This window comes from Roseococcus sp. YIM B11640 (assembly GCF_049727625.1).
In the GTDB taxonomy this organism is placed as follows: domain Bacteria; phylum Pseudomonadota; class Alphaproteobacteria; order Acetobacterales; family Acetobacteraceae; genus Roseococcus.
This window is the reverse complement of the sequence record NZ_JBBJOZ010000005.1, coordinates 1-21,964: the sequence shown is the minus strand read 5'-3', so window position 1 is coordinate 21,964 and position 21,964 is coordinate 1. Positions and strand designations below refer to the sequence as shown.

The window sequence follows — 21,964 nt, the reverse complement described above, 5'->3', positions numbered from 1 at the left end:
CCAAATCGCAAGTGAAGCCTTCGGGGCTTAAATTTACTAAGTAACCAGCAGGATCCTGACATCATTGACGTTAGTCAGCGTCGGTCCGGTCCGGATGAGGTTGCCGGCGGCGTCGAAGACGTCGTAGCTGCGGTGTTCCGCCAGGGCCGCACGGGGATCGACTCCGGCGGCACGGGCGGCTTCCAGTGTCCCCGGCCCGGCCCACGCGCCGGCGGCGTCGGACTTCCCGTCGATCCCGTCCGTATCGGCGCAGAGGGCCCAGATGCCCCGCGCCCCGTTGAGGGCCAGCGCCATGCCCAGCAGGCATTCCGTCCCGCGCCCGCCCGAGCCCTTGCCGCCGGGCGGCATGGTCACGGTCGTCTCGCCGCCCGAGAGCAGCACGCAGGGCCCGGGCAGCGGCAGGCCATGCGCGGCGGCGCTGCGGGCCATCCCGGCCAGGGCCTGCCCTACATAGCGGGACTCCCCCTCCAGCGCGTCGCCCAGGATCAAAGGCGTGAGCCCCTCGGCCTTCGCTGCCCCGGCCATGGCCTGGAGCGCCATCAGCGGCGTGGCAATCATGCGGAGCTCATGCCGGGCGAGGCGCGGGTCGCCGGGCTTGGGCGTCTCGTCGCGGGCCTCGGCCAGGTGGCGCAGCGCGGCCTCGGGCAGCGGCATGCGGTAATGCGCCACCAGCGCCCGGGCCTCGGCGAAGGTGGAAGGGTCGGCCACTGTGGGGCCGGAGGCGATGACCTCCGGATCGTCGCCCGGCACATCGGAGATGGCCAGCGTCACCACCCGCGCGGGCCCTGCCGCCAGGGCCAGCCGCCCGCCGGAAAAGGCCGAGAGATGCTTGCGGATGCAGTTCATCTCGTGGATGGGCGCGCCGGAATCCAGCAGCGCCTGGTTCACGGCGATGAGTTCCTCCAGCGTCAACCCCTCGGCCGGCAGGGTGGAGAGGGAGGAGCCGCCGCCGGAGATGAGTGCCAGCACCAGGTCGTCCGCCGTGAGGCCGCGCACGGCGGCCAGGATCTCGGCGGCCGCCGCGGCGCCAGAGGCATCCGGCCGGGGGTGGGCGCCGAAGCGGAGGGCGATCCGGCGCCGGGCCGGCGGGTCGGGCAGGTCCGCGCCATGGGGCGCGATCACGATGCCGGCGAGGGGCACGTCCGGCCAGGCGAGCTCGACCGCCAGCGCCATCTTGGCCGCGGCCTTGCCCGCGCCGACCACGACGACGCGTCCCTTCCTCGGCGGCTCCGGCAGGTGGCGGGCCAGCACGGCCAGCGGATCGGCCGCGCGGACGCCGGCGTCGAACAAGCCGCGCAGCACTGCCTGCGCCCGCGCTTCGGTCCAGTTCGAGCTCATCCGCGTCCTGTTTTCCTCCGGGGAGGGGGCATCATGTCGGTGGCGTAAGGCCCCTTCAAGCCACGCGGCGAACATGCCATGCAGGCGGCAACCCCAGATCCAGGAGCAGGAAGCCTCTCATGCGCAGCTATCGAATCGCGGCCATTCCCGGCGACGGCATCGGCAAGGAGGTCATCCCCGCGGGGCTCGAGGTCCTGCGCGCGCTCCAGGCCCGCGCCGGCGATTTCGAGCTGGACGTGGTCGAGTTCCCCTGGGGCAGCGACTACTACCGCGAAACCGGCCGCATGATGCCCGAGGATGGGCTGCACGAGCTGCGCGGCTTCGACGCCATCTATTTCGGCGCGGTGGGCGACCCCCACCTGCCGGACTCGCTGACGCTCTGGGGCCTGCGCCTCAACATCTGCCAGGGCTTCGACCAATACGCGAACATCCGCCCCACGCGCGTCCTGCCCGGCCTGCTGAGCCCGCTGCGCGGCGCCGTTCCCGGCACCATCGACTGGGTGATCGTGCGCGAGAACAGCGAGGGCGAGTACGCCGGCCATGGCGGCCGCGCCCATGTGGGCCATGAGATCGAGGTCGCGACCGAGACCTCCATCTTCACCCGCGTCGGGGTCGAGCGGATCATGCGCACGGCCTTCCGCCTGGCCGCGAGCCGCCCGCGCAAGCTGCTGACCGTCGTCACCAAGTCCAATGCGCAGAAGCACGGCATGGTCTTCTGGGACGAGGTCGCGGCGAAGGTCGCGCAGGAATTCCCCGAGGTGACCTGGGAGAAGGAGCTGGTGGACGCCATGGCGGCCCGCATGGTCCGCAAGCCCGGCAGCATCGACACGGTCGTCGCCACCAACCTGCATGCGGATATCCTGAGCGATCTCGCGGGCGCGCTGGCGGGCTCGCTCGGCGTGGCGCCGACGGCGAACCTCGACCCCGAGCGGCGCGCGCCCTCAATGTTCGAGCCCATCCACGGCTCGGCCTTCGACATCACGGGCCAGGGCATCGCCAACCCGATCGCCACCTTCTGGACCGCCTGCATGATGCTGGAGCACCTGGGCGAGAAGGCGGCGGCCGACCGGCTGATGCGCGGGATCGAGGTCGCGACGGCGAATGGCGTCGTCACGCCCGATCTCGGCGGCAAGGCCAATACGGCGGAGGTGACGGCGGCCGTCGTGGAGGCTATCCGTAGTTCCAACGACTAAGGGCGGCCCTACAGAGGCTGACCCGCAACTGGGGAAGCCTCCGAATGATCTCTCGCCGCGCTGCGCTTGCGATTCCGTCCCTGCTGGCCACGCCGGCGCTGGCGCAGGGGGCCTTTCCCCAGCGGGCGCTGACCTTGCTGGTGCCCTTCGCCGCGGGCGGGCCGACCGACATGATCGGCCGGCTCGTGGCCGAGGGCATGGCCAAGGAGCTGGGCCAGCCCGTCGCGGTCGAGAACGTGACGGGCGCGGGCGGCACCATCGCCGCCGCGCGCGTCGCCCAGGCCCGGCCGGATGGCTACACGCTGCTGATCCATCACATCGGGCTCGCCAGCGCGGCGACGCTCTATCGCCGCCTGCCCTTCGACATCCAACGCGGGCTGTCGCCGCTCGGCGTGGTCTCGCACACGGGCATGACGCTCGTGGCGCGGCCCGATTTCCCGGCGACCGACCTGGCGGCCTATCTCGCCGAGATCCGCTCGAAGGGCGATGCGCTGAACCTCGGGCATAGCGGCCTCGGCGGGTCCAACCAGCTCTGCGCCATGCTGCTGCAGCATGCCGCCGGGCGCAGCGTGACCAATGTGGTGTTCCGCGGCAGCGCGCCGGCGATGACCGAGCTGATGGCCGGGCGCCTCGACATCACCTGCGACCAGGCCACCGTGACCGCGCCCTTCCTGCGCGACAACCGGATCAAGGGCTTCGCCGTCACCCTGCCGCAGCGCGTGCCGGGGCTGGAGCTGCCGACGACGGCGGAGCTCGGCGTGAACCTCTCCATGTCCGCCTGGCACGGGCTCTATGCCACCGGCGGCACGCCGCCCGAGGTGCAGCAGCGCCTGGCCCAGGCCATCCGCACCGCGCTGGGCGAGGAACGGCTGAAGCAGCGCTTCGGCGAGACCTTCACGACTGTCGCCGCGGCGAACGAGGCCGACCCGGCGCACCACGCGGCCTTCCTCGGCCAGGAGATCGAGCGGCTCCGCCCCCTGATCCTGGCCGCCGGCCAGTTCGCCGATTGATCGCGCAAGAAGGGCAGTATCGCTGACCCATCCTGCGCAGGGCGCATGGGTGGCTTGCCAAACCCATGGGTTCAGTCGGCGTGTTGTTGCGATAATCTGTATTTGTACGCAAGATAATTGCGTGACCCAGGAAAGGCCAGAGTGAGAGCCATGAGCGAGATCCAGACCACCCGCACGCGCAAGCCGCTGCCGAAGCCCGACGATTCCTCGCTGTCCTTCGGCAAGGTCCTGACCGACCACATGTTCATGATGAACTACACCGAGGGCAAAGGCTGGCACGACCCGCGCGTCGTCCCCTACGAGCCGCTCGTGCTGGACCCCGCGACATCGGTCCTGCACTACGGCCAGGCGATCTTCGACGGGCTGAAGGCCTTCCGCGGCCATGACGGGCAGATCCGCCTCTTCCGCGCTCAGCGCCATGCCGAGCGGCTGAACAAGTCCGCCCGCGCCCTCTGCATCCCGGAGCTGGACGCCGACCTCGTGCGCCGTTCCTTCGAGGCGATCGTGGCGGCGGATCATGACTGGGTGCCGCATGCCAAGGGCACCTCGCTCTACATCCGCCCGACCGTGATCGCGACCGACGTGATGCTCGGCGTGCATCCGGCGCACAGCTACATCTACTTCGTGATCTGCTCGCCGGTGGGCGCCTACTACAAGGAGGGCGTGAAGCCCGTCCGCATCCTGGTGAGCGACAACCATGTGCGCGCCGTGCAGGGCGGCCTGGGCGAGGCCAAGACGGCGGCCAACTACGCCGCCTCCCTCTCCGCCCAGCAGGAGGCCGAGGCCGCGGGCTACACGCAGGTCCTCTGGCTCGACGGCGTGGAGCGGAAGTGGATCGACGAGGTCGGCACCATGAACATCATGATGCAGATCGGCGACGAAGTGATCACCCCGCCGCTGGCCGGCACCATCCTGGATGGCGTGACCCGCAACTCCTGCCTGCAGCTCATGCGCGACTGGGGCCTCAAGGTCTCCGAGCGCAAGGTCTCCATCGACGAGGTGATGGCGGCCGGGCGCAACGGCATGCTGCGCGAGATGTGGGGCACGGGCACGGCCGCCGTCGTCTCCCCGGTGGGCGAGCTCGGCTACAAGGGCGAGAAGATCAGCATCGGCAACGGCCATACCGGCATGCTGACGCAGAAGCTCTACGACTCGATCGTCGGCATCCAGTACGGCACACAGCCTGACCCGCACGGCTGGACCAGCGTGGTGAAGGTGCCGGTGGAGGCTTAGCCAGGCCCAGGCCCGGCGGCTTGAACCGCCGGGCCTTTCGCGTATCTCTGCGGGACAAAGGAGTACCGTCCCATGCCCGCACCCCAGCCTGAAGCCGATCTCGCCCTGGGCGCCGCCGCCGGTCTCGACGCCGCGACGCGCGACCGGATCGAGGCAGCCGCCTTCCGCAAGCTCGTGGCCCATCTGCGCGAGCGCGGCGATGTGCAGAATATCGACCTGATGAACCTTGCGGGCTTCTGCCGGAACTGCATGAGCCGCTGGTATCAGGAGGCCGCGGCCGAGGCCGGCCTGCCGCTGGAGACCCCGGCGGCGCGCGAGATCGTCTACGGCATGGACTACAAGGCCTGGCAGGCGGCGCACCAGACGGAGGCGTCGCCGGAGCAGAAGGCGGCCTTCAGTCAAGCCATGGCCAAGCACGGCTAGAGCGGCTACGTCGCTCGCCCACCGCATTTCGAGAGGGTTCCATGTCAGACAATCATGAAGAGGCCGCGGCCAGCCGCGCCCGGCAGGCCGCGGACCCCGATTCCGATGTGGGCGGCATCGCCGCCGACCGGCTGCGCTCGATCATCGAGCGGGTCGAGCGGCTGGAGGAAGAGCGCAAGGCGCTGGCCGACGACATTAAGGACATCTTCGCCGAAGCGAAGTCCGCGGGATTCGAGGTGAAGGTGATCCGCCAGATCATCCGCATCCGCAAGCAGGAGCCGGCCGAGGTGGAGGAGCAGGAGACGCTGCTCGACCTCTACCGCCGCGCGCTGGGCATGTGATGCATCGGCTGGCAGCCGGGTCTCCGGCTGCCAGCCGCCGCCCGGAGCTGACATACTCCGTCACGGAAATCGACTAGAACGACATAAATCGTCCGCTAGAACGATCCATCCCCAACGGAGGCACATCGGTTCATGGACAGCATTCTGGCCCTCGCGAGTCAGCCCGCGGCCTGGATGGCGCTTGGCACGCTCATCGTCATGGAAGTCGTGCTCGGCATCGACAACCTGCTGTTCATCTCGATCCTCACCAACAAGCTGCCGGAACATCAGCGGGCCCGGGCTCGCTATATCGGCATCGGCGCCGCGCTGGTGCTGCGCCTCCTGCTGCTCAGCCTGGTCTTCGTCATCGTCCAGCTCACCGAGCCGGTGGTGACGGTCTTCGGGCAGGAATTCTCCTGGCGCGACCTGATCCTGATCGGCGGCGGCCTCTTCCTGGTCTGGAAGGCGACGAAGGAGATCCACCACAACGTGGACCCGCATCGCGCGCCGGACGTCTTCGACGGCGGTACCTCCGCGGCGGTGAGCGTGGGCTACACGGCGGCGATCGCGCAGATCCTGCTGCTGGACCTGGTCTTCTCGCTCGACAGCATCATCACGGCCGTCGGCATGACGGACCATATCGAGATCATGGTGATCGCCGTGGTCGTGACCGTCGCGGTGATGCTGGTGGCGGCCAATCCGCTCGGCAACTTCATCGGCGCCAACCCCTCCGTCGTGATGCTGGCGCTGGCCTTCCTCCTGATGATCGGCACGACGCTGATCGCGGAGGGCTTCGGGGTGAAGGTGCCCAAGGGCTACATCTACGCCGCGATGGCCTTCTCGGCGGCGGTCGAGGCGCTGAACATGATCTCGCGGCGCAACAGCACGCGGAAGGCCGCGGGCGAGCCGAGGATGCCGGTCAACCGCTGACCGGCATCCGGCCGGCGGCTATTCCAGCTTCAGGCCGGCCGCCTGCACGAGTTCCCGCCACTGCGGGGCATCGGCCTCCATCTGGGCGCGCATCTGCGCCGGCGTCGAGCAGACCGGGACGGCGCCCAGCCGCTCGACCGCGGTCTTGAAGGCGGCATCCTCGCAAGCCGTGGAGAGGATCTGGCCCATGCGCTCGATCGCCTCGGGCGGGGTGCCGGCCGGGGCGGCGATGCCGTTCCAGGTTTGAGCCTGGAACCCGTCCAGGCCCTGTTCTGCGATGGTGGGCACGCCCGGCAGCTGCGACATGCGCTGCGGCCCAGCGACGCCGATCACCTTGATCGCCGGCCCGCCCAGATGGGGGATGATGTCGGACGGATTGCCGAAATAGGCGCCCACATCGCCCGAGAGCACGGCTTGCATCGCCGGCGAGCCGCCGCGATAGGGCACATGCGTCGCCTGCAGCCCCGTTCGGTGCAGAAGAAGCTCCATCGCCAAATGGTTGGAGGAGCCGTTGCCGCCGCTCGAATAGTTCAGCTGGCCCGGATTGGCGCGCAGATAGGCCAGGAACTCCTGCAGGTTGTTGATGCCGAGCCGCGCGGAGACGGCCAGCACCTGCGGGTTGGAGCCTACGATGGAGATGGGCGCGATGTCGCGCGGCGGGTTGAAGCTGAGCTGCGTGAGCGCCGGCAGCATCACCATCTGCGAGGCGCTGGCGGTGAGCAGGGTGTAGCCGTCGGCCCGGCTGCGGACCACGTATTCCACCGCGATCGCGCCGTTGGCGCCCGTGCGGTTCTCGACCACGACGGGTTGGCCCAGCCGCTGGCCGAGACGGTCGGCGGCGAGACGGCCGATGCTGTCCGTCACGCCGCCGGGCGCGAAGGGCACCACGACGCGCAGGGGCCTGTCGGGCCAGGTCTGCGCCAGGGCAGGGCCCGCGAGGAAGGCGGCGGCGAGCGTGACGGAGAGCGCGCGTCGGAGCTTCATCGTCAATCCTTTCTGATCATGCTGATTTGAGGATAGCCGGTGCTGGTGACTGCCTGCTGAACCGCTACTCGATCTCGGCCGCGCGACGGAGGCTGTTGATCATGGAAACGCCGAGCAGATAGGCGTGCGCCTTGGCGGGATCCGAGGCCGCTTCCGCCATGCGGTTGCGGAAATCGGCCTGGTCCTCCGGCGTCTTGGCCTCGAGGTTCTTCTTGTTCTGGATGGTCTGGCGCTGAACGTGCTCGATCGTCACGCCGCGCCGCTGGCGGACGTAATGGTCCAGCTCCGCCTCCGGCGCTTCGCCGCGGATCGCGCGGGCGAGCTTCTCGACGAGGTTCACGGCGTCGTGCACGCCACCGTTGAGCCCCATGCCGCCGAGCGGATTGTTGATATGCGCGGCATCACCCGCGAGCAGGATGCGGCCCTTGCGGAAGGTCTCCGCCACACGCTGGTGCACGCGGTAGAGCGTGCGGTGCTTCACCGGATAGTCGTCACGCCCCGCCACGATGCGCGCGAAGCGCGCGCGGGCGAAGGCGTCGGTCATGATCTCCTCGTCGGAGACCTCGGGCGCCACGGGGAACATGCAGCGCCACACGCCCGGCACGCGCAGCAGGAAGAACCATTCCTCCGGATCCGCGTAGTAGGAGACGTCGGCGAGGCCCGGGATGATCGTCGCGAAGTCGAACTCGGTGGAGAGGACGAGGAAGCGCTCGGGCCAGGTAAAGCCCTCGAACTCGATCCCCGACGCCTTGCGGACGGCGCTGCGCGCGCCGTCGGCGCCAATGAGGTAGCTGCCGCGGATGCGCGTGCCGCCCTCCAGAACGGCCTCGACATGGTCGCCATGGTCCGTGCCGCCCGAGACCTGGGCGTTGAACGCGATGGAGAAGCCGGGCTTGTCCTTCAGCAGGTCGTGCAGGATGCGCGTCAGCTTGAACTGCTCGCACTGCAGCCGGTACGGATGGCGCGTGACGTCCGCCAGCACGCCGAAATCGAATTCGGCGATGAGCTTCTGGTCGCGCTGCCGGTACTGCAGCTTGGGGCCGATGATGCCCTGCTCGATCATGCCCTTCGCGGCGCCGAGATCATCCAGCATGTCGAGCGTGGGCGCGTGGAAGGTAGAGGCCCGCATTTCCTGCGAGATGGTGGGGCCGGATTCGAGGACGGTGACGGGAATGCCCTCGCGGATCAGCGAGGCGGCGGCAACCAGTCCGACAGGACCAGCGCCTGCGACGATAACGGGATCAGCGGCCATCAAAGCGCGTGTCCGGGAAGGGTGGGGCGCTGGGCCCGGCCATATGTGTTCATTTCGAAGCAAAGTCCCGAAAGTTTGTCGGTTTGACAAGACATGACTGGCTCCGCAACATCCTATACGCGGTGCGGAGCCGGGTCTAACCTGCGCCCTGAGGATTCAGGGGAACGTTCGACATGGACCTGCGTGACAAGATCAAGGGCCGCCTGCGCCTGCCGTTGATTGGCTCGCCGCTCTTCATCATTTCCGTGCCGCAGCTTGTCATCGCGCAGTGCAAGGCGGGCGTCATCGGCTCCATGCCGACGCTGAACGCGCGCCCGGTGGAGCAGCTGGACGACTGGCTGGCCGAGATCACCGAGACGCTCGCCGCGCACGACGCCGCGAATCCGGACCGCCCCTCCGCGCCCTTCGCGATGAACCTCATCGTCCACAAGTCAAACGACCGGCTGGAGCAGGACATGGCTCTGTGCGTGAAGCACAAGGTGCCCATGGTCATCAGCTCGCTGGGCGCGCGGGAGGAGGTCAATCAGGCCATCCACTCCTATGGCGGCCATGTGATGCATGACGTCATCAACCAGTTCTTTGCCCGCAAGGCGATCGAGAAGGGCGCGGATGGGCTGATCCTGGTCGCGGCCGGAGCGGGTGGGCATGCCGGCGCGCAGAGCCCCTTCGCGCTGGTCCAGGAGACGCGCGCCTGGTTCGATGGGCCGGTCGCCCTGTCGGGCTCCATCGCCCATGGCGCCAGCATCCTAGCGGCCGAGGCCATGGGCGCGGACTTTGCCTATATGGGCAGCGCCTTCATCGCGACCGACGAGGCGCGTGCCGTGGACGAGTACAAGGCCATGCTCGTGGCCTCGGGTGCGAGCGATATCGTCTACACGAACCTGATCACCGGCGTGCACGGCAATTACCTCAAGCCGTCGATCCGCAATGCAGGGCTCGATCCCGAGAATCTGGAAACGGGCGATAAGTCGCAGATGACCTTCGCCTCGGATCGGAAGAAGAAGTGGAAGGATATCTGGGGCGCGGGCCAGAGCGTCTCCGGCATCCACGAGGTCATGCCGGCGGCGAAACTCATCGACCGCCTTCATGCAGAGTATCAGGCCGCGCGGCAGCGCCTGGGCGCTCCCTCGCCGCTGCTGAACCCGAATTGGGTCCGGCAGCGCGAGGTGGCCTGACGGCTTACTTGTAGTAGCCGCCGCCCTCGTAATAGTAGCCCGGAGGCGGCGGCTGAGGCGCGTAGTAGGTCGGCGGCGGCGGCGCGGCATATTGCTGCTGCTGTTGCAGCGCCAGCGCCCCGCCCAGGATGCCGAGCCCCAGCAGCGCACCGCCGATAACCGCGCCGGAATTGTCATAGCGCCGGCCGCCACCGTAGTAGCGGGGAGGCGGCGGCGGCGGCGGGCCGCGATGCCAACCGCGATCGCCATGCCATCCGCGGCCGCCACGGTCCCAGCGCTCCGCCTGCGCGTTTCCGGCGGGCAGCGTCACGGCCAGCGCGAGCGCCGCAGCCATTAGCGGTTTCCAGCGGATTCGGCCTGCAAGCCGGGTCGTCATCGGTTTTCTCCACATGATGAGAGATGTCATCAGGAGAAAACGGCGGGAGAATGGCTTGGTTGCGTCCGCGTGACGGCGCGTCCTCAGCCCGGCTCCCGCACCTCCTCGGCGTAGCGTTCCAGTACCTGCCGTCGCCGGACCTTCATGGTGGGCGTCATCAACCCGTTCTCGACCGTGAAGGGCTCGGCGATGGCGGCGAAGCGGCGGATGCGCTCGATGCTGGAGAGGCGCGCGTTCACGCGCTTCACGGCATCGCCGACCTGCGCTTCCCGGCCCTCGGCCGGCACGATGAGAGCCACGACGCCCGCCATGCCCTCGCCGGCCGCGACGACCTGCGCGACCTCGGGCTCGCCGCAAAGCATGGCCTCGATCTTCGCGGGCGCGACCATGTCGCCGCCCTTGAGCTTGAAGAAGTCCCGCTTGCGGTCGGTGATGAAGATGCGGCCGTCCCGCAGCTCCGCGACATCGCCGGTGTGCAGCCAGGGCTCGGCCTCGCCGGCGGGCGGCCGCAGCGATTGCGCGGTCGCGGTCGGGTTGTTCCAGTAGCCATCCATGACGAGCGAGCCGCGGACCAGAAGCTCGCCATCCTCGGCGATACGAACCTCCACGCCCGCCAGCGGCTTGCCGACGCTGCGGCGGTCGTTGTCCCAGGGCAGGTTCACGCTGATGACGGGCCCGGCCTCTGTCTGGCCGTAGCCCTGCAGCACGGGCACGCCGAGCGCCAGGAAGAAGCCCGAGAGCTCTGGGTCGAGCCGCGCCCCGCCGGAGACCAGGCCATTGAGGTGGCCGCCGAAGCGCGCGCGCACCTTCTCCCGCACCAGGCGGTCGAGTACCCGGTCCATCACCCATTCGATGGGGTTGAGACCCGGGCCGTCGAGCTTGCGAAGGCCCAGGTCCAGCGCCTTGCGGAAGAGCTTCTCCTTCCAGCCGCCCTCCTTGTTCACCTGGGCCGTCACGCGCTCGCGAATCACTTCGAAGAGGCGGGGGACGGTGGTGATGAGGTGGGGCTTGTGCTCCGCGAAATCGGCCAGGAGCTTGTCGGCCCCGCGGGAGAAGATCAGCTCGATCCCGCAGGAGGGCATGAGGTAGCCGCCGACCGTGTGCTCATAGGCATGGGACATCGGCAGGAAGGAAAGGTAGCGCCCCGGGAAGTCGATCCCGAGCTGCTTGATGACCTGGCGCACGCCCCTGCAGTTCGTGAGCATCGCGCGGTGGGGCAGCATCACCCCCTTGGGCGGACCGCCCGTGCCCGAGGTGTAGATCAGGCAGGCCAGCCGCCCCGAAGGGATTTGTTCCACCTCCGCGATGAGCGCGGGAAGATCCGCCGGCGTGTCCTCAAGCTCGGACCAAGGCGCGGTGGTCGTGGAGTCGGGGCCCTGAGGCGGGTCCTCCATGCAAACCAGGAGGTCGATCCCATTCGCCTCGGCCGCCGCGTCCAGAAGCTTGCGCGCCAGGGCCGCCGTCGAACAGATCACCGTCCGAGCGCCGGAATCCCGCAGGATATGAGCGTGATCGGCAACCGTATTGGTCGTGTAGGTGGGCACGGAGACGGCGCCGATGGCCATGATGGCGGTGTCCGCCACCAGGAATTCCGGCCGGTTCTCGCTGACCAGCAGCACGCGCTCGCCCGGCAGCAACCCCAGGCGCCGCAGCCCGGCGGCGATATGGGCGACCCGTTGGACGAACTGGCCCCGGTTCATCCGCTGCCAGGCGCCGTCGCGCCACCAGCAGAGCAAAGGCTTGTCCGGCCCGTCGACCGCGAGAGCAAAATGCAGACCCGGCAGGCTTTGTGCTGCCTCCACTCCTGGCGTCATACGCTGGTTCCCTGGACTTCCCGCTTGGCCCCGCCGTCAGGAGGCATATATGGAAGTAATGCAAATCCTCCCAGGCCGTTCTCGCGAAATCGCGCGTTCTCCCCTCGACGCCGCCGGCGGTGATGCCGCGCTGCCGTCCTGGGACCTCTCCGATCTCTACAAGGGCGAGGACGACCCCGCGCTCAAGAAGGATCTGGCCCGCGCCGAGGCCGAGGCCATTGCTTTCTCGAAACGCTATCAGGGCAAGCTCGCCGGTCTTTCCGGGGACGATCTGGCCGCGGCCCTCGTCACCTATGAGGGGATCGAGGAGATCCTGGGCCGCGCCATGAGCCTCGCCTCGCTGACCTTCGCGGGCGACTCGCTGAATGGCGGCAACGGCCGATTCTACCAGACCATGCAGGAGCGGGTGACGGAGATCTCCTCCCACCTCGTCTTCTTCACGCTGGAGTTGAACCACGTCGAGGAGAAGGTGCTGGAGGCGAAGATCGCCGGCAGCGCCGCGCTCGCCCGCTGGCGGCCGTGGCTGCGCGACCTGCGCGTCTGGCTGCCGCACCAGCTTTCCGACGAGATGGAGCGCCTGCTGCACGAGAAGGAGGTGACGGGCCGGGCCGCCTGGAACCGCCTCTTCGACGAGACGCTGGCCACCATGACGGTGAAGGTGGGCGAGGAGGAGCTTTCCGTCTCCGCCGCGCTCAACAAGCTGTCCGACAAGGATCGCGAGGTCCGCGCCGCCGCGGCCAAGGGCGTGTCCGAGGCCTTCGGCAGCCGCATCCGCCTCTTCAGCCTCATCACCAACACGCTGGTGAAGGACAAGGAGGTGATGGACAAGTGGCGCCAGTATCCGCGCCCCGGCTCTTCCCGGAACCTCGCCAACATGGTCGAGGACCAGGTGGTGGACGCGCTGGTGAAGGCCGTGACCGACAGCTTCCCGCGCCTCTCGCACCGCTACTACACGATGAAGGCGAAGTGGCTGGGTCTCGAGAAGCTGCAGCACTGGGACCGCAACGCGCCGCTGCCGCGCGACGATGACAGCCTCATCGCCTGGCCCGACGCAGTGAGCCGCGTGCGTGCCGCCTATGGCGCCTTCAGTCCGGAGCTCGAGAAGCTCGCCGCGCCCTTCTTCGAGAAGGCCTGGATCGATGCCGCGCTGCGCCCCGGCAAGGCGAGCGGCGCCTTCGCGCATCCGACGGTGCCGGCGGTCCACCCCTATCTGCTGCTGAACTACCACGGCAAGGCCCGCGACGTGATGACGCTGGCGCATGAGCTGGGCCATGGCGTGCACCAGCGCCTCGCCGCCGAGCAGGGCTACCTCATGTCCTCCACGCCGCTGACGCTCGCCGAGACGGCCAGCGTCTTCGGCGAGATGCTGACCTTCCGTGCCCTGCTGGATACGGAGAAGGACCCGGCCAAGCGCCGCCTGCTGCTGGCCGGCAAGGTGGAGGACATGCTGAACACGGTCGTCCGCCAGATCGCCTTCTACAAGTTCGAGACCCGCGTGCATGCCGAGCGCCGCAACGGCGAACTCTCGCCCGAGCGCATCGGCGAGATCTGGATGGAGATCCAGACCGAGAGCCTCGGCCCCATCTTCGAGTTCACGCCCGATTATGCGAGCTACTGGGCGTATATCCCGCACTTCGTGCACACGCCCTTCTATGTCTATGCCTACGCCTTCGGGGATTGCCTGGTGAACGCGCTCTACGGCGTCTATCGCGACGGCACGGTGCCGGACTTCCAGGCCAAGTATCTCGACATGCTGAGGGCCGGCGGCACGCTGCGCCACCAGGAGTTGCTGGCGCCCTTCGGCCTCGATGCCTCGGACCCGGATTTCTGGAAGAAGGGCCTCGACGTCATCTCCGGCTTCATCGACGAGCTGGAGGCCGCTTCTTGAGCGACGACCGCGAGGGCAGCCTCTTCGGCGAGGTGCGGCGCATGGTCCGCACCTCCGGCGCCGTGACGGGCATCGCGGCGCGTGTGGCGGGCCAGCGCTTCCTCGGCATCAAGACCAACAAGGGCGCGCATGCGGAGGATCTGAAGGCCATCCTCGGCGGCCTCAAGGGGCCGATGATGAAGGTGGCGCAGTTCCTCGCCACCGTGCCGGATGCCCTGCCCGAGGAATATGCGCGCGAGCTCGCGACGCTGCAGTCGAACGCGCCCGCCATGGGCCCTGCCTTCGTGCGCCGCCGCATGGCGACCGAGCTCGGCCCGCAGTGGCAATCCCGCTTCGCGAGCTTCGGCCTGGAAGCGGCGGCCGCCGCCAGCCTCGGCCAGGTGCATCGTGCCACGCTGCATGACGGACGCGACGTCGCCTGCAAGCTGCAATACCCCGACATGCCGGCGGTGGTGGAGGCGGATCTCAAGCAGCTTCGCCTCGCGCTCAGCCTCTACAAGCGTATGGACAATGCCCTCGACAACGAGGAAGCCTTCGCCGAGCTGAAGGACCGCCTGCGCGAGGAGCTGGACTACCAGCGCGAGGCGGCGCAGCAGCGCCTCTACGGCATCATGCTGGCCGGCGAGCCCGACATCCACGTGCCCCAGCCGGTCGAGGAGCTGACGACACGCCGCCTGCTGACCATGAGCTGGCTGCAGGGCGAATCCATCCTCAAGCGCATCGAGGAAGGCGCGGACCAGGAGGAGCGCAACACCTATGCGCGCCACCTCTTCGCCGCCTGGTATGTGCCGCTGTACCGCTACGGCGTCATCCATGGCGATCCGCATCTGGGCAACTACCAGGTGCGTCCCTGGGATGGCGGCATCAACCTGCTCGACTTCGGCACGATCCGCGTCTTTCCGCCGAGCTTCATCACGGGCGTGCTGACCCTCTACGAGGGCGTGCGCGACGGCGACGACGAGAAGGCGGCCGAGGGCTTCCGCATCTGGGGCTTCCGCGACCTCTCCAAGGACACGATGCAGGTCCTCAAGAAATGGGCGGAGTTCCTCTACGAACCGCTGATGCAGGACCGCGTCCGCCCGATCACCGAGACGAACGACCCCATGTTCGGCCGCAAGGTGGCGGAGGAGGTGCACCAGGGCCTCAAGCGCACCGGTGGCGTCCGCGTGCCGCGCGAGTTCCCGCTGATGGACCGTTCCGCGATCGGGCTCGGCAGCGTCTTCCTGCGGCTCGACGCCCGGCTGAACTGGCACCGCCTGTTCCACGAGCTGATCGAGGGCTTCGACGAGCAGCAGCTCGCGGAACGCCAGGCGGCGGCGCTGGCCGAGGCGCGGGTGCCGCCCACGGCCTGATGCCGGTCTGCAAGCGCGGTCTGGCTCCCTTGCGGACTCGAAGGCTGGCGCCCGGCGGGACGAGGCGCCAGGATCACGGTCAATTCTGGCAGAGGTTGCGATGACGGAGGTTGTGACGATTCTGGGCCGAGGTTGAGGGCAGCGCGTCGCGCGCCCACCCCCGCATGCCCCTATCGTCCCACCTTCGTCACAGGAGCCGCCCCATGGCCGCGCCCCAGCATGTTCTGACCTTCTCCTGCCCCAACCGTCCGGGCATCGTCGCCGCCGTCGCCACCGCCCTCTTCGAGACGGGCGCCAATATCCTCGAGGCGCAGCAGTTCGACGACACCGAGACCGGCAAGTTCTTCATGCGCGTGGTCTTCGACCACCTGGACAGCGTCCCGGAGACGGCGGTGCTGGAAGCCAAGGTCGGCGAGGTCGCCGCGCGCTTCGCCATGCGGTTCACGCTGCGCGACCGCTCCGTGCGGCAGAAGGTCATGCTGCTGGTCTCGAAGTTCGACCACTGCCTGGCGGATATACTTTACCGATGGCGCATCGGCGAGCTGCCGATGGACATCGTGGGCATCATCGCGAACCACCCGCGCGAGGGCTACGCGCATCTCGACTTCGACGGCATCCCCTTCCACCACCTGCCCGTCACCAAGCAGACGAAGATGGAGCAGGAAGCGCAGATCTGGGGGCTGGTGAAGGAAACCGGTGCCGATCTCGTCGTGCTCGCGCGCTACATGCAGGTGCTCTCGGATGGGCTGGCCGCCAAGCTTTCGGGGCGGTGCATCAACATCCACCACTCGTTCCTGCCAGGCTTCAAGGGCGCGCGTCCCTATCACCAGGCGCATGCCCGCGGCGTGAAGCTCATCGGCGCCACCGCCCACTACGTCACGGCGGACCTCGACGAGGGGCCGATCATCGAGCAGGACATCGAGCGCATCAGCCACCATGACACGCCCGACGACCTGATCCGCATCGGGCGCGACATCGAGCGCCGGGTGCTGGCGCGCGCCATCCGCTTCCACCTGGAAGACCGTGTGATCCTCAACGGCAGCAAGACGGTCGTCTTCAGCCGCTGAGGCCGGCGCAGGCAATTGCATGGAAACCATGCGGTTGCTTCAGCGGCAGCGGCCCGTCACTTGCCTCCGATGCGCCTGCATGGCTATGCAGCATGGCAACGGAGTTGGGGATAGGAACTGATGCGTCTGGCCGTTCTGAAGGAAAGAAAAGCGGGCGAGACGCGTGTCGCCGCGACGCCCGAGACCGTCAGGAAGCTCATCGCCCTGGGCCTGACCGTGGCGGTGGAGGCCGGCGCGGGCCTCGCCTCCGGCTTCCCCGATGCCGAATACGCCGCGGCTGGCGCGGAAGTGGCGGCCGACGCCGCCTCGGCCCTGAGTGGCGCGGGCATCGTCTTCAGCGTCCGTGCCCCCGACGCCCCCCTGCCGCCCGGCACCCTGCTGATCGGCACGCTGGCGGCGGATGCCGACGCGGTCGCGGGCTATGCGGCCGGCGGCATCGACGCCTGCTCCATGGAGCTCCTGCCCCGCATCACCCGCGCCCAGAGCATGGACGTGCTGAGCAGCCAGGCGAACCTCGCGGGCTACCGTGCGGTGGTCGCGGCCGCGGGCGCCTTCGACCGCGGCTTCCCCATGCTCATGACGGCGGCGGGCACCATTCCGGCCGCCAATGCCTTCGTCATGGGCGCCGGCGTGGCGGGTCTGCAGGCGATCGCCACCGCCCGCCGCCTCGGCGGGCGCGTCTCGGCGACCGATGTGCGCCCGGCGGCCAAGGAAGAGATCAAGTCCCTCGGCGCCAGCTTCGTCGGCTACGAGGATGAGGAGAGCAAGGCGGCCCAGACGGCCGGCGGCTATGCCAAGCAGCTCTCGGCCGAGTTCTACGCCAAGCAGGCCGAGGTCGTGGCCGCGCACATCGCCAAGCAGGATGTCGTGGTCTGCACGGCCCTGGTGCAGGGGCGCCGCGCGCCGACGCTGATCACGGCCGAGATGGTCGCCAGCATGAAGCCGGGCTCCGTGATCGTGGACATCGCCTCCGATGCGGGCGGCAACTGCGCCGCGACCGTCCCGGGCGAGATGATCGTGACCGGCAACGGCGTGAAGGTGCTGGGCTACAGCAACTGGCCCGGCCGCATTCCCGCCGCCGCCAGCGCCCTCTACGCGCGCAACCTTCTCACCTTCCTGACCACCTTCTGGGACAAGGAGGCGAAGGCGCCCAAGCTGCCGCCCGAGGACGAGATCGTCGCCGGCGTGAGCCTGACCCGCGGCGGAGCCGTGGTTCACAAGAACTTTCTCCCCGCCAACGCGGCCTGAGGAGCACTCCCCATGACCCAGACGGATATCGCCAACGCGGCCTCCGCTCTTGCCGCCCGCGCCAATGAGCTGGCCGAGATGGCCCGCCAGGCGGCCCTCGCCGCCCAGCCGGTGGCCGAGCATGCGGAGCCCTTCCTGCTGCTCCTCACCATTTTCCTGATGGCCTGCTTCGTCGGCTACTACGTGGTGTGGAACGTGACGCCGGCCCTGCATTCGCCCCTGATGGGCGTCACCAACGCCATCTCCTCGGTCATCGTGGTGGGCGCCATCCACGCCGCGGCCTCGGCCGAGAGCGGGGCGGCGCGGCTCTTCGGCTTCATCGCCGTGACGCTCGCCGCCGTGAACATCTTCGGCGGCTTCCTTGTCACGCGGCGCATGCTCGCGATGTTCCAGAACAAGAAGAAGGCCTGAACGCCATGGCGACCCTTTCGAGCCTCGCCTACCTGGTGGCGTCGGTCCTCTTCATCCTGGCGCTGCGCGGCCTCTCGCATCCGACGACGTCCCGCCAGGGCAACATGTTCGGCATGATCGGCATGGGGATCGCGATCATCGCGACCATGGCGAGCTCCCACATGGATCTCGGCGGCTTCGCGCTGATCATCGCGGGGCTGGCGATCGGCGGCTCTGTCGGTGCCTACCTGGCCAGCAAGATCCAGATGACGTCCCTGCCGCAGCTGGTCGCGGCCTTCCACAGCCTCGTCGGCATGGCGGCGGTCTTCGTCGCGGCTTCGGCCTTCTACAGCCCCGAGAGCTTCGGCATTGGCGTGCGCGGCAACATCCACGCGCAGTCGCTGATCGAGATGTCGCTGGGCCTGGCCATCGGCGCCATCACCTTCTCGGGCTCCGTCATCGCCTTCGCGAAGCTGGACGGCCGCATGTCTGGCGCGCCGATCCTCTTCAAGGGCCAGCACATGCTGAACGCGTGCCTCGGCGCGCTGCTGCTGGTGCTGATCGTCGTCTTCGTCGCGACGGGCTCGAGCTTCCTCTTCTGGGTGATCGCGCTGCTGTCCTTCGCGCTGGGCTTCCTGCTGATCATCCCGATCGGCGGCGCGGACATGCCGGTCGTGGTGTCCATGCTGAACAGCTATTCCGGCTGGGCGGCGGCAGGCATCGGCTTCACCATCGGCAACACCCTGCTGATCGTGACCGGCGCACTGGTCGGCGCCTCGGGCGCCATCCTGAGCTACATCATGTGCAAGGGGATGAACCGCTCGATCATCAACGTGCTGCTCGGCGGCTTCGGCTCGGAGAGCGGCGCGGCGGCGGCCGGCGGCGCCGGTGGCGAGCGGGCGCCGGTGAAGGCTGGCAGCCCCGAGGACGCGGCCTTCATCATGAAGAACGCGCAGAAGATCATCATCGTGCCCGGCTACGGCATGGCGGTGGCGCAGGCCCAGCAGGTGCTGCGCGAGATGGGCGACCTGCTGAAGAAGGAGGGTGCGGAGGTCTCCTACGCCATCCACCCCGTTGCGGGCCGCATGCCGGGCCACATGAACGTGCTGCTGGCCGAGGCGAACGTGCCCTACGAGGAAGTGCACGAGCTCGAGGAGATCAATCCCGAGTTCGCCGAGGCCGATGTCGCCTACGTCATCGGCGCCAACGACGTGACCAACCCCGCCGCCAAGACGGACAAGTCGAGCCCGATCTTCGGCATGCCCATCCTGGACGTGGAGAAGGCCAAGACGGTGTTCTTCGTGAAGCGCGGCATGGCCAGCGGCTATGCCGGCGTGGACAACGAGCTCTTCTTCCGCCCGAACACGATGATGCTCTTCGGCGACGCGAAGAAGGTCACGCAGGAAATCGTGCAGGCTTTGCAGAAGTAGACTTCTGCAAGTTTCCACGCGCTCAGACGCCGGGCGGCGGCATCCGCCGCCTTGGCTTCACCGCGCGACAACAGTGCCATCAGTTGTAGTCGGTTGGGCCGGCCGCTTTGCGGCCGGAGGAGGCGGAGGCTCGCCTTACTATCTTACTATCTTACCCGTTCAATTCGCGCCCAACGGCGAAAACGCCGCCTTGGCTGAGCCAAGCGGCGTTCACGTTTTCCGTGGTCTCTGAAGAGGGACCGGATGACCGGCCCCGAGGCTCAGAAGCCTTCGCGCTCGATGCGCTTGCGCTCAACCTTGCGGGCGCGGCGCACGGCCTCGGCCGCCTCGCGAGCGCGGCGCTCGGAGGGCTTCTCGTAATGCCGGCGAAGCTTCATCTCGCGGAACACGCCTTCACGCTGCAGCTTCTTCTTGAGCGCCTTCAGCGCCTGATCGACATTGTTGTCCCGAACGACGACTTGCACGCGGGCGAATCTCCTGCTGGCCTTCCCAGGCCACTGAAACACGGAAAGACCGCGGGGCGAGACTCGCCCCGTGGCCGTGACGGGGGATTAACACGATTGCCGCGCGGCCGGGAAGCCCCGAAATACACGCGGAACACGGATATCCGAGGAGAGCGTGCCGCATGGCCATCCTGAAAATAGCCCGCATGGGCCATCCCGTCCTCCTGGGCCGCGCGCAGGAGGTCGCCGACCCGACCAGCGAGGAGATGCGCCGGCTGGTGGACGACATGGCCGAGACCCTCGTGGACGCCGGTGGCATCGGCCTTGCCGCGCCCCAGGTCTACCAGCCCCTGCGCCTCTTCCTCTGGCGGGACGGGAACGAGCTGCGGGTCCTTTTCAACCCGGAGATCGAGCCGCTCGGCACCGAGACGGATGCGGCCTGGGAAGGGTGTCTCTCCATCCCCGGCCTGCGCGGCCGGGTGGAGCGGCCTTCGCGCGTCGCCTGGCGCGGGCTGGACGAGGAGGGCAGGGAGGTCTCCGGCGAGGCGAGCGGAATCGCGGCGCGCGTGCTGCAGCATGAGAATGACCACCTCGACGGAATCTTCTATCTGATGCGCATGCAGGATCTCTCGATGCTGGGCTTCAACGAGGAACTCGCCCGCCTCGCCGCGGCGCCCCAGTCATGAGCGAGGAGGCCGCGCTGCTGCGTGCCGTCGTCGCCCGCACGGGCCGGGATGGCTGGACCCGCCAGACCCTGCGCGATGCCCTGGCGGACCGCGGAGAGCCGCCGGAAATGGTTTCCAGCGCCTTTCCGCGCGGCGTGCCTGGCGCGATCGAGGATTGGCTCGCGAGTGTGAACGCGGCGATGGAGGCGGCAGCCGCGGGCGAGGATTTCAGTGCGCTCCGCACCCCGGAGCGCATCCGCCGCCTGTTCGCGATCCGCTTGCGGATGCTGGAGCCCGACCGGGACGCATGGCGCGGCGCGATGAGGCATCTGGCGCTGCCCTGGAACCTTCCTCTGGCCCTGCGCTGCGCCGCGCGGACGGCGTCTGCGATCTGGTACGCGGCGGGCGATCAGTCCTCCGATTTCTCCTGGTACACGCGCCGCGCGACGCTAATGAGCGTCGATGCAGCCGTGATGGTGTATTGGCTGGGCCCGGCACAACCCGATATCGAGCAAACATTATCCTTCTTGGACAGAAGGTTAGCAGATTTGCCTCAGCCAAAGCGGAAAGTGGCTTGATTGGGCTTCGCGCTTCGCGACAATACGTGTAAGGGGCACATTGATTTGGCCGATTCGTTTTCCGTGGCGCCGGAATGCCCCAGCCGCTGCGGAGCCGGTCAACCGGAATTAGGAGAATGGGCGGAATGACGCCTTCACGACGCCTTCTGGCCGGTGTGGCTGCCGCCATGCTGGCTCCGACGATTGCTTCCGCCGCTGAGGCCTGCCTGCAGCCGGCGGAAAAGACTGCCTTCGACGTGCGCGCTCTGCAGAGCCAGCTCATGGTCGTGGCGCTCTCCTGCCAGCAGCAGGATCAGTACAACGCCTTCGTCATGCATTTCCGTGGCGATCTGGGCCGCGCCTACAACAGCATCCAGGCGCATTTCCGCCGGACGGCCGGCGGCGCGCACCAGCGCATGCTCGACCAGTACATCACCAACCTGGCGAACGGTCAGTCGCAGGTCGGCATCTCGCAGGGCAGCTTCTTCTGCCGGAACCAGACGCCGCTCTTCCAGCAGGCGATGGCCGCCACCAACCCGGCCGCGCTGGCGCAGATCACCACGCAGAACCAGATCCACCAGGCGATGACCTCGCCGGAGTGCCCGGCTCGCGCCACCCCCGCGGCGACGCGCAACCGGACCCGTTCCGCCGAGCAGAGCTCGCAGCAGCCCCGCCGGCAGGCTTCGGCGCCGGCGAGCACCGCGACGCGCTGATCCTTCGGCACAGCGAGACGATGAGAAGGGCGCCGCGAGGCGCCCTTTTTCATGCCCGGAACCTGCAAGGCGAGGGCACAAAAAAGGGCGCCTTTCGGCGCCCTTTCTCGTTTCCGGTGAGGAAAGTCCTGCTTAGCGCAGGACGATCTCCACGCGGCGGTTC

The 21,964-nt window shown here is 68.3% G+C and carries 22 protein-coding genes; 16 read left to right on the top strand and 6 right to left on the bottom strand.

What is annotated here, in order from left to right:
• Nucleotides 1-36: 36 nt before the first annotated feature.
• Nucleotides 37-1,338 (bottom strand): glycerate kinase type-2 family protein, encoded by a 1,302-nt coding sequence (locus WJM96_RS18725; protein ID WP_424814064.1) that lies wholly within the window; start codon nt 1,336-1,338, stop codon nt 37-39.
• A 119-nt stretch (nt 1,339-1,457) separates the two neighbouring features.
• On the opposite strand from WJM96_RS18725, the gene WJM96_RS18720 reads away from it, so the two are divergent.
• From WJM96_RS18720 to WJM96_RS18695, 6 genes are all read left to right on the top strand, one after another.
• A complete protein-coding gene (locus tag WJM96_RS18720; RefSeq protein WP_424814063.1) occupies nt 1,458-2,531 on the top strand; it encodes a tartrate dehydrogenase in 1,074 nt (357 codons plus the stop codon).
• Nucleotides 2,532-2,575: 44 nt separating this feature from the next.
• A complete protein-coding gene (locus WJM96_RS18715) occupies nt 2,576-3,541 on the top strand; it encodes a tripartite tricarboxylate transporter substrate-binding protein (RefSeq protein ID WP_424814062.1) in 966 nt (321 codons plus the stop codon).
• A gap of 150 nt (nt 3,542-3,691) precedes the next feature.
• Complete coding sequence (locus WJM96_RS18710) at nt 3,692-4,774, top strand: branched-chain amino acid aminotransferase (RefSeq protein WP_424814061.1); 1,083 nt, start codon at nt 3,692-3,694, stop codon at nt 4,772-4,774.
• Between the two features lie 72 nt (nt 4,775-4,846).
• Nucleotides 4,847-5,197 (top strand): DUF1244 domain-containing protein, encoded by a 351-nt coding sequence (locus tag WJM96_RS18705; RefSeq protein ID WP_424814060.1) that lies wholly within the window; start codon nt 4,847-4,849, stop codon nt 5,195-5,197.
• Between the two features lie 41 nt (nt 5,198-5,238).
• A complete protein-coding gene (locus WJM96_RS18700) occupies nt 5,239-5,538 on the top strand; it encodes a DUF2312 domain-containing protein (protein WP_424814059.1) in 300 nt (99 codons plus the stop codon).
• Between the two features lie 132 nt (nt 5,539-5,670).
• The gene (locus tag WJM96_RS18695) at nt 5,671-6,447 is read left to right on the top strand and encodes a TerC family protein (RefSeq protein ID WP_424814058.1); all 777 of its coding nucleotides are present in this window, start codon (nt 5,671-5,673) and stop codon (nt 6,445-6,447) included.
• 18 nt (nt 6,448-6,465) lie between these two features.
• Here the strand turns inward: WJM96_RS18695 and WJM96_RS18690 are convergent, their stop codons facing one another.
• Both WJM96_RS18690 and WJM96_RS18685 read right to left on the bottom strand, forming a co-directional pair.
• Nucleotides 6,466-7,431 carry a Bug family tripartite tricarboxylate transporter substrate binding protein gene (locus tag WJM96_RS18690; protein WP_424814057.1) on the bottom strand — a complete coding sequence of 322 codons (966 nt, stop codon included), beginning with the start codon at nt 7,429-7,431 and terminating at the stop codon, nt 6,466-6,468.
• A gap of 64 nt (nt 7,432-7,495) precedes the next feature.
• Nucleotides 7,496-8,683: an FAD-dependent oxidoreductase gene (locus WJM96_RS18685; protein WP_424814056.1), complete on the bottom strand. Its 1,188-nt coding sequence runs from the start codon at nt 8,681-8,683 to the stop codon at nt 7,496-7,498.
• A 173-nt stretch (nt 8,684-8,856) separates the two neighbouring features.
• On the opposite strand from WJM96_RS18685, the gene WJM96_RS18680 reads away from it, so the two are divergent.
• The gene (locus WJM96_RS18680) at nt 8,857-9,858 is read left to right on the top strand and encodes an NAD(P)H-dependent flavin oxidoreductase (RefSeq protein ID WP_424814055.1); all 1,002 of its coding nucleotides are present in this window, start codon (nt 8,857-8,859) and stop codon (nt 9,856-9,858) included.
• A 4-nt stretch (nt 9,859-9,862) separates the two neighbouring features.
• Here WJM96_RS18680 and WJM96_RS18675 read toward each other — a convergent pair whose 3' ends face one another.
• Nucleotides 9,863-10,192 carry a hypothetical protein gene (locus WJM96_RS18675; protein ID WP_424814054.1) on the bottom strand — a complete coding sequence of 110 codons (330 nt, stop codon included), beginning with the start codon at nt 10,190-10,192 and terminating at the stop codon, nt 9,863-9,865.
• A gap of 125 nt (nt 10,193-10,317) precedes the next feature.
• Nucleotides 10,318-12,048, bottom strand: a complete 1,731-nt coding sequence (locus WJM96_RS18670) for an AMP-dependent synthetase/ligase (protein ID WP_424814053.1) — start codon at nt 12,046-12,048, stop codon at nt 10,318-10,320.
• 58 nt (nt 12,049-12,106) lie between these two features.
• Between WJM96_RS18670 and WJM96_RS18665 the strand changes: the two genes are divergently transcribed.
• The 6 genes from WJM96_RS18665 (at nt 12,107) to WJM96_RS18640 (ending at nt 19,423) form a co-directional block, all read left to right on the top strand.
• Nucleotides 12,107-13,936, top strand: coding sequence for a M3 family oligoendopeptidase (locus WJM96_RS18665; RefSeq protein ID WP_424814317.1), 1,830 nt, complete (start codon nt 12,107-12,109; stop codon nt 13,934-13,936).
• Nucleotides 13,933-15,288, top strand: a complete 1,356-nt coding sequence (locus WJM96_RS18660) for an ABC1 kinase family protein (protein ID WP_424814052.1) — start codon at nt 13,933-13,935, stop codon at nt 15,286-15,288. Before WJM96_RS18665 ends, WJM96_RS18660 begins: the two co-directional genes overlap by 4 nt.
• A 203-nt stretch (nt 15,289-15,491) precedes the next feature.
• Complete coding sequence (gene purU / locus WJM96_RS18655; RefSeq protein ID WP_424814051.1) at nt 15,492-16,355, top strand: formyltetrahydrofolate deformylase; 864 nt, start codon at nt 15,492-15,494, stop codon at nt 16,353-16,355.
• Nucleotides 16,356-16,475: 120 nt separating this feature from the next.
• Complete coding sequence (locus tag WJM96_RS18650; RefSeq protein ID WP_424814050.1) at nt 16,476-17,603, top strand: NAD(P) transhydrogenase subunit alpha; 1,128 nt, start codon at nt 16,476-16,478, stop codon at nt 17,601-17,603.
• A gap of 12 nt (nt 17,604-17,615) precedes the next feature.
• Nucleotides 17,616-18,014 carry an NAD(P) transhydrogenase subunit alpha gene (locus tag WJM96_RS18645; RefSeq protein ID WP_424814049.1) on the top strand — a complete coding sequence of 133 codons (399 nt, stop codon included), beginning with the start codon at nt 17,616-17,618 and terminating at the stop codon, nt 18,012-18,014.
• A gap of 5 nt (nt 18,015-18,019) precedes the next feature.
• A complete protein-coding gene (locus WJM96_RS18640; protein WP_424814048.1) occupies nt 18,020-19,423 on the top strand; it encodes an NAD(P)(+) transhydrogenase (Re/Si-specific) subunit beta in 1,404 nt (467 codons plus the stop codon).
• Nucleotides 19,424-19,683: 260 nt separating this feature from the next.
• On the opposite strand, the gene rpsU is transcribed toward WJM96_RS18640, so the two are convergent.
• Nucleotides 19,684-19,887: a 30S ribosomal protein S21 gene (gene rpsU, locus WJM96_RS18635; RefSeq protein ID WP_027286066.1), complete on the bottom strand. Its 204-nt coding sequence runs from the start codon at nt 19,885-19,887 to the stop codon at nt 19,684-19,686.
• A 161-nt stretch (nt 19,888-20,048) separates the two neighbouring features.
• On the opposite strand from rpsU, the gene def reads away from it, so the two are divergent.
• From def to WJM96_RS18620, 3 genes are all read left to right on the top strand, one after another.
• The gene (def, locus tag WJM96_RS18630) at nt 20,049-20,552 is read left to right on the top strand and encodes a peptide deformylase (protein WP_424814047.1); all 504 of its coding nucleotides are present in this window, start codon (nt 20,049-20,051) and stop codon (nt 20,550-20,552) included.
• Nucleotides 20,549-21,109, top strand: a complete 561-nt coding sequence (locus WJM96_RS18625; RefSeq protein WP_424814046.1) for a COQ9 family protein — start codon at nt 20,549-20,551, stop codon at nt 21,107-21,109. Before def ends, WJM96_RS18625 begins: the two co-directional genes overlap by 4 nt.
• Nucleotides 21,110-21,234: 125 nt before the next feature.
• Nucleotides 21,235-21,801: a hypothetical protein gene (locus tag WJM96_RS18620; protein ID WP_424814045.1), complete on the top strand. Its 567-nt coding sequence runs from the start codon at nt 21,235-21,237 to the stop codon at nt 21,799-21,801.
• Nucleotides 21,802-21,964 lie beyond the last annotated feature (163 nt).

Bases quoted from the DNA above. Each gene is read 5' to 3' on its own strand.
- WJM96_RS18725 (WP_424814064.1), bottom strand. From the start codon at position 1,338: ATGAGCTCGAACTGGACCGAAGCGCGGGCGCAGGCAGTGCTGCGCGGC.
- WJM96_RS18720 (WP_424814063.1), top strand. From the start codon at position 1,458: ATGCGCAGCTATCGAATCGCGGCCATTCCCGGCGACGGCATCGGCAAG.
- WJM96_RS18715 (WP_424814062.1), top strand. From the start codon at position 2,576: ATGATCTCTCGCCGCGCTGCGCTTGCGATTCCGTCCCTGCTGGCCACG.
- WJM96_RS18710 (WP_424814061.1), top strand. From the start codon at position 3,692: ATGAGCGAGATCCAGACCACCCGCACGCGCAAGCCGCTGCCGAAGCCC.
- WJM96_RS18705 (WP_424814060.1), top strand. From the start codon at position 4,847: ATGCCCGCACCCCAGCCTGAAGCCGATCTCGCCCTGGGCGCCGCCGCC.
- WJM96_RS18700 (WP_424814059.1), top strand. From the start codon at position 5,239: ATGTCAGACAATCATGAAGAGGCCGCGGCCAGCCGCGCCCGGCAGGCC.
- WJM96_RS18695 (WP_424814058.1), top strand. From the start codon at position 5,671: ATGGACAGCATTCTGGCCCTCGCGAGTCAGCCCGCGGCCTGGATGGCG.
- WJM96_RS18690 (WP_424814057.1), bottom strand. From the start codon at position 7,431: ATGAAGCTCCGACGCGCGCTCTCCGTCACGCTCGCCGCCGCCTTCCTC.
- WJM96_RS18685 (WP_424814056.1), bottom strand. From the start codon at position 8,683: ATGGCCGCTGATCCCGTTATCGTCGCAGGCGCTGGTCCTGTCGGACTG.
- WJM96_RS18680 (WP_424814055.1), top strand. From the start codon at position 8,857: ATGGACCTGCGTGACAAGATCAAGGGCCGCCTGCGCCTGCCGTTGATT.
- WJM96_RS18675 (WP_424814054.1), bottom strand. From the start codon at position 10,192: ATGGCTGCGGCGCTCGCGCTGGCCGTGACGCTGCCCGCCGGAAACGCG.
- WJM96_RS18670 (WP_424814053.1), bottom strand. From the start codon at position 12,048: ATGACGCCAGGAGTGGAGGCAGCACAAAGCCTGCCGGGTCTGCATTTT.
- WJM96_RS18665 (WP_424814317.1), top strand. From the start codon at position 12,107: ATGCAAATCCTCCCAGGCCGTTCTCGCGAAATCGCGCGTTCTCCCCTC.
- purU (WP_424814051.1), top strand. From the start codon at position 15,492: ATGGCCGCGCCCCAGCATGTTCTGACCTTCTCCTGCCCCAACCGTCCG.
- WJM96_RS18650 (WP_424814050.1), top strand. From the start codon at position 16,476: ATGCGTCTGGCCGTTCTGAAGGAAAGAAAAGCGGGCGAGACGCGTGTC.
- WJM96_RS18645 (WP_424814049.1), top strand. From the start codon at position 17,616: ATGACCCAGACGGATATCGCCAACGCGGCCTCCGCTCTTGCCGCCCGC.
- WJM96_RS18640 (WP_424814048.1), top strand. From the start codon at position 18,020: ATGGCGACCCTTTCGAGCCTCGCCTACCTGGTGGCGTCGGTCCTCTTC.
- def (WP_424814047.1), top strand. From the start codon at position 20,049: ATGGCCATCCTGAAAATAGCCCGCATGGGCCATCCCGTCCTCCTGGGC.
- WJM96_RS18625 (WP_424814046.1), top strand. From the start codon at position 20,549: ATGAGCGAGGAGGCCGCGCTGCTGCGTGCCGTCGTCGCCCGCACGGGC.
- WJM96_RS18620 (WP_424814045.1), top strand. From the start codon at position 21,235: ATGACGCCTTCACGACGCCTTCTGGCCGGTGTGGCTGCCGCCATGCTG.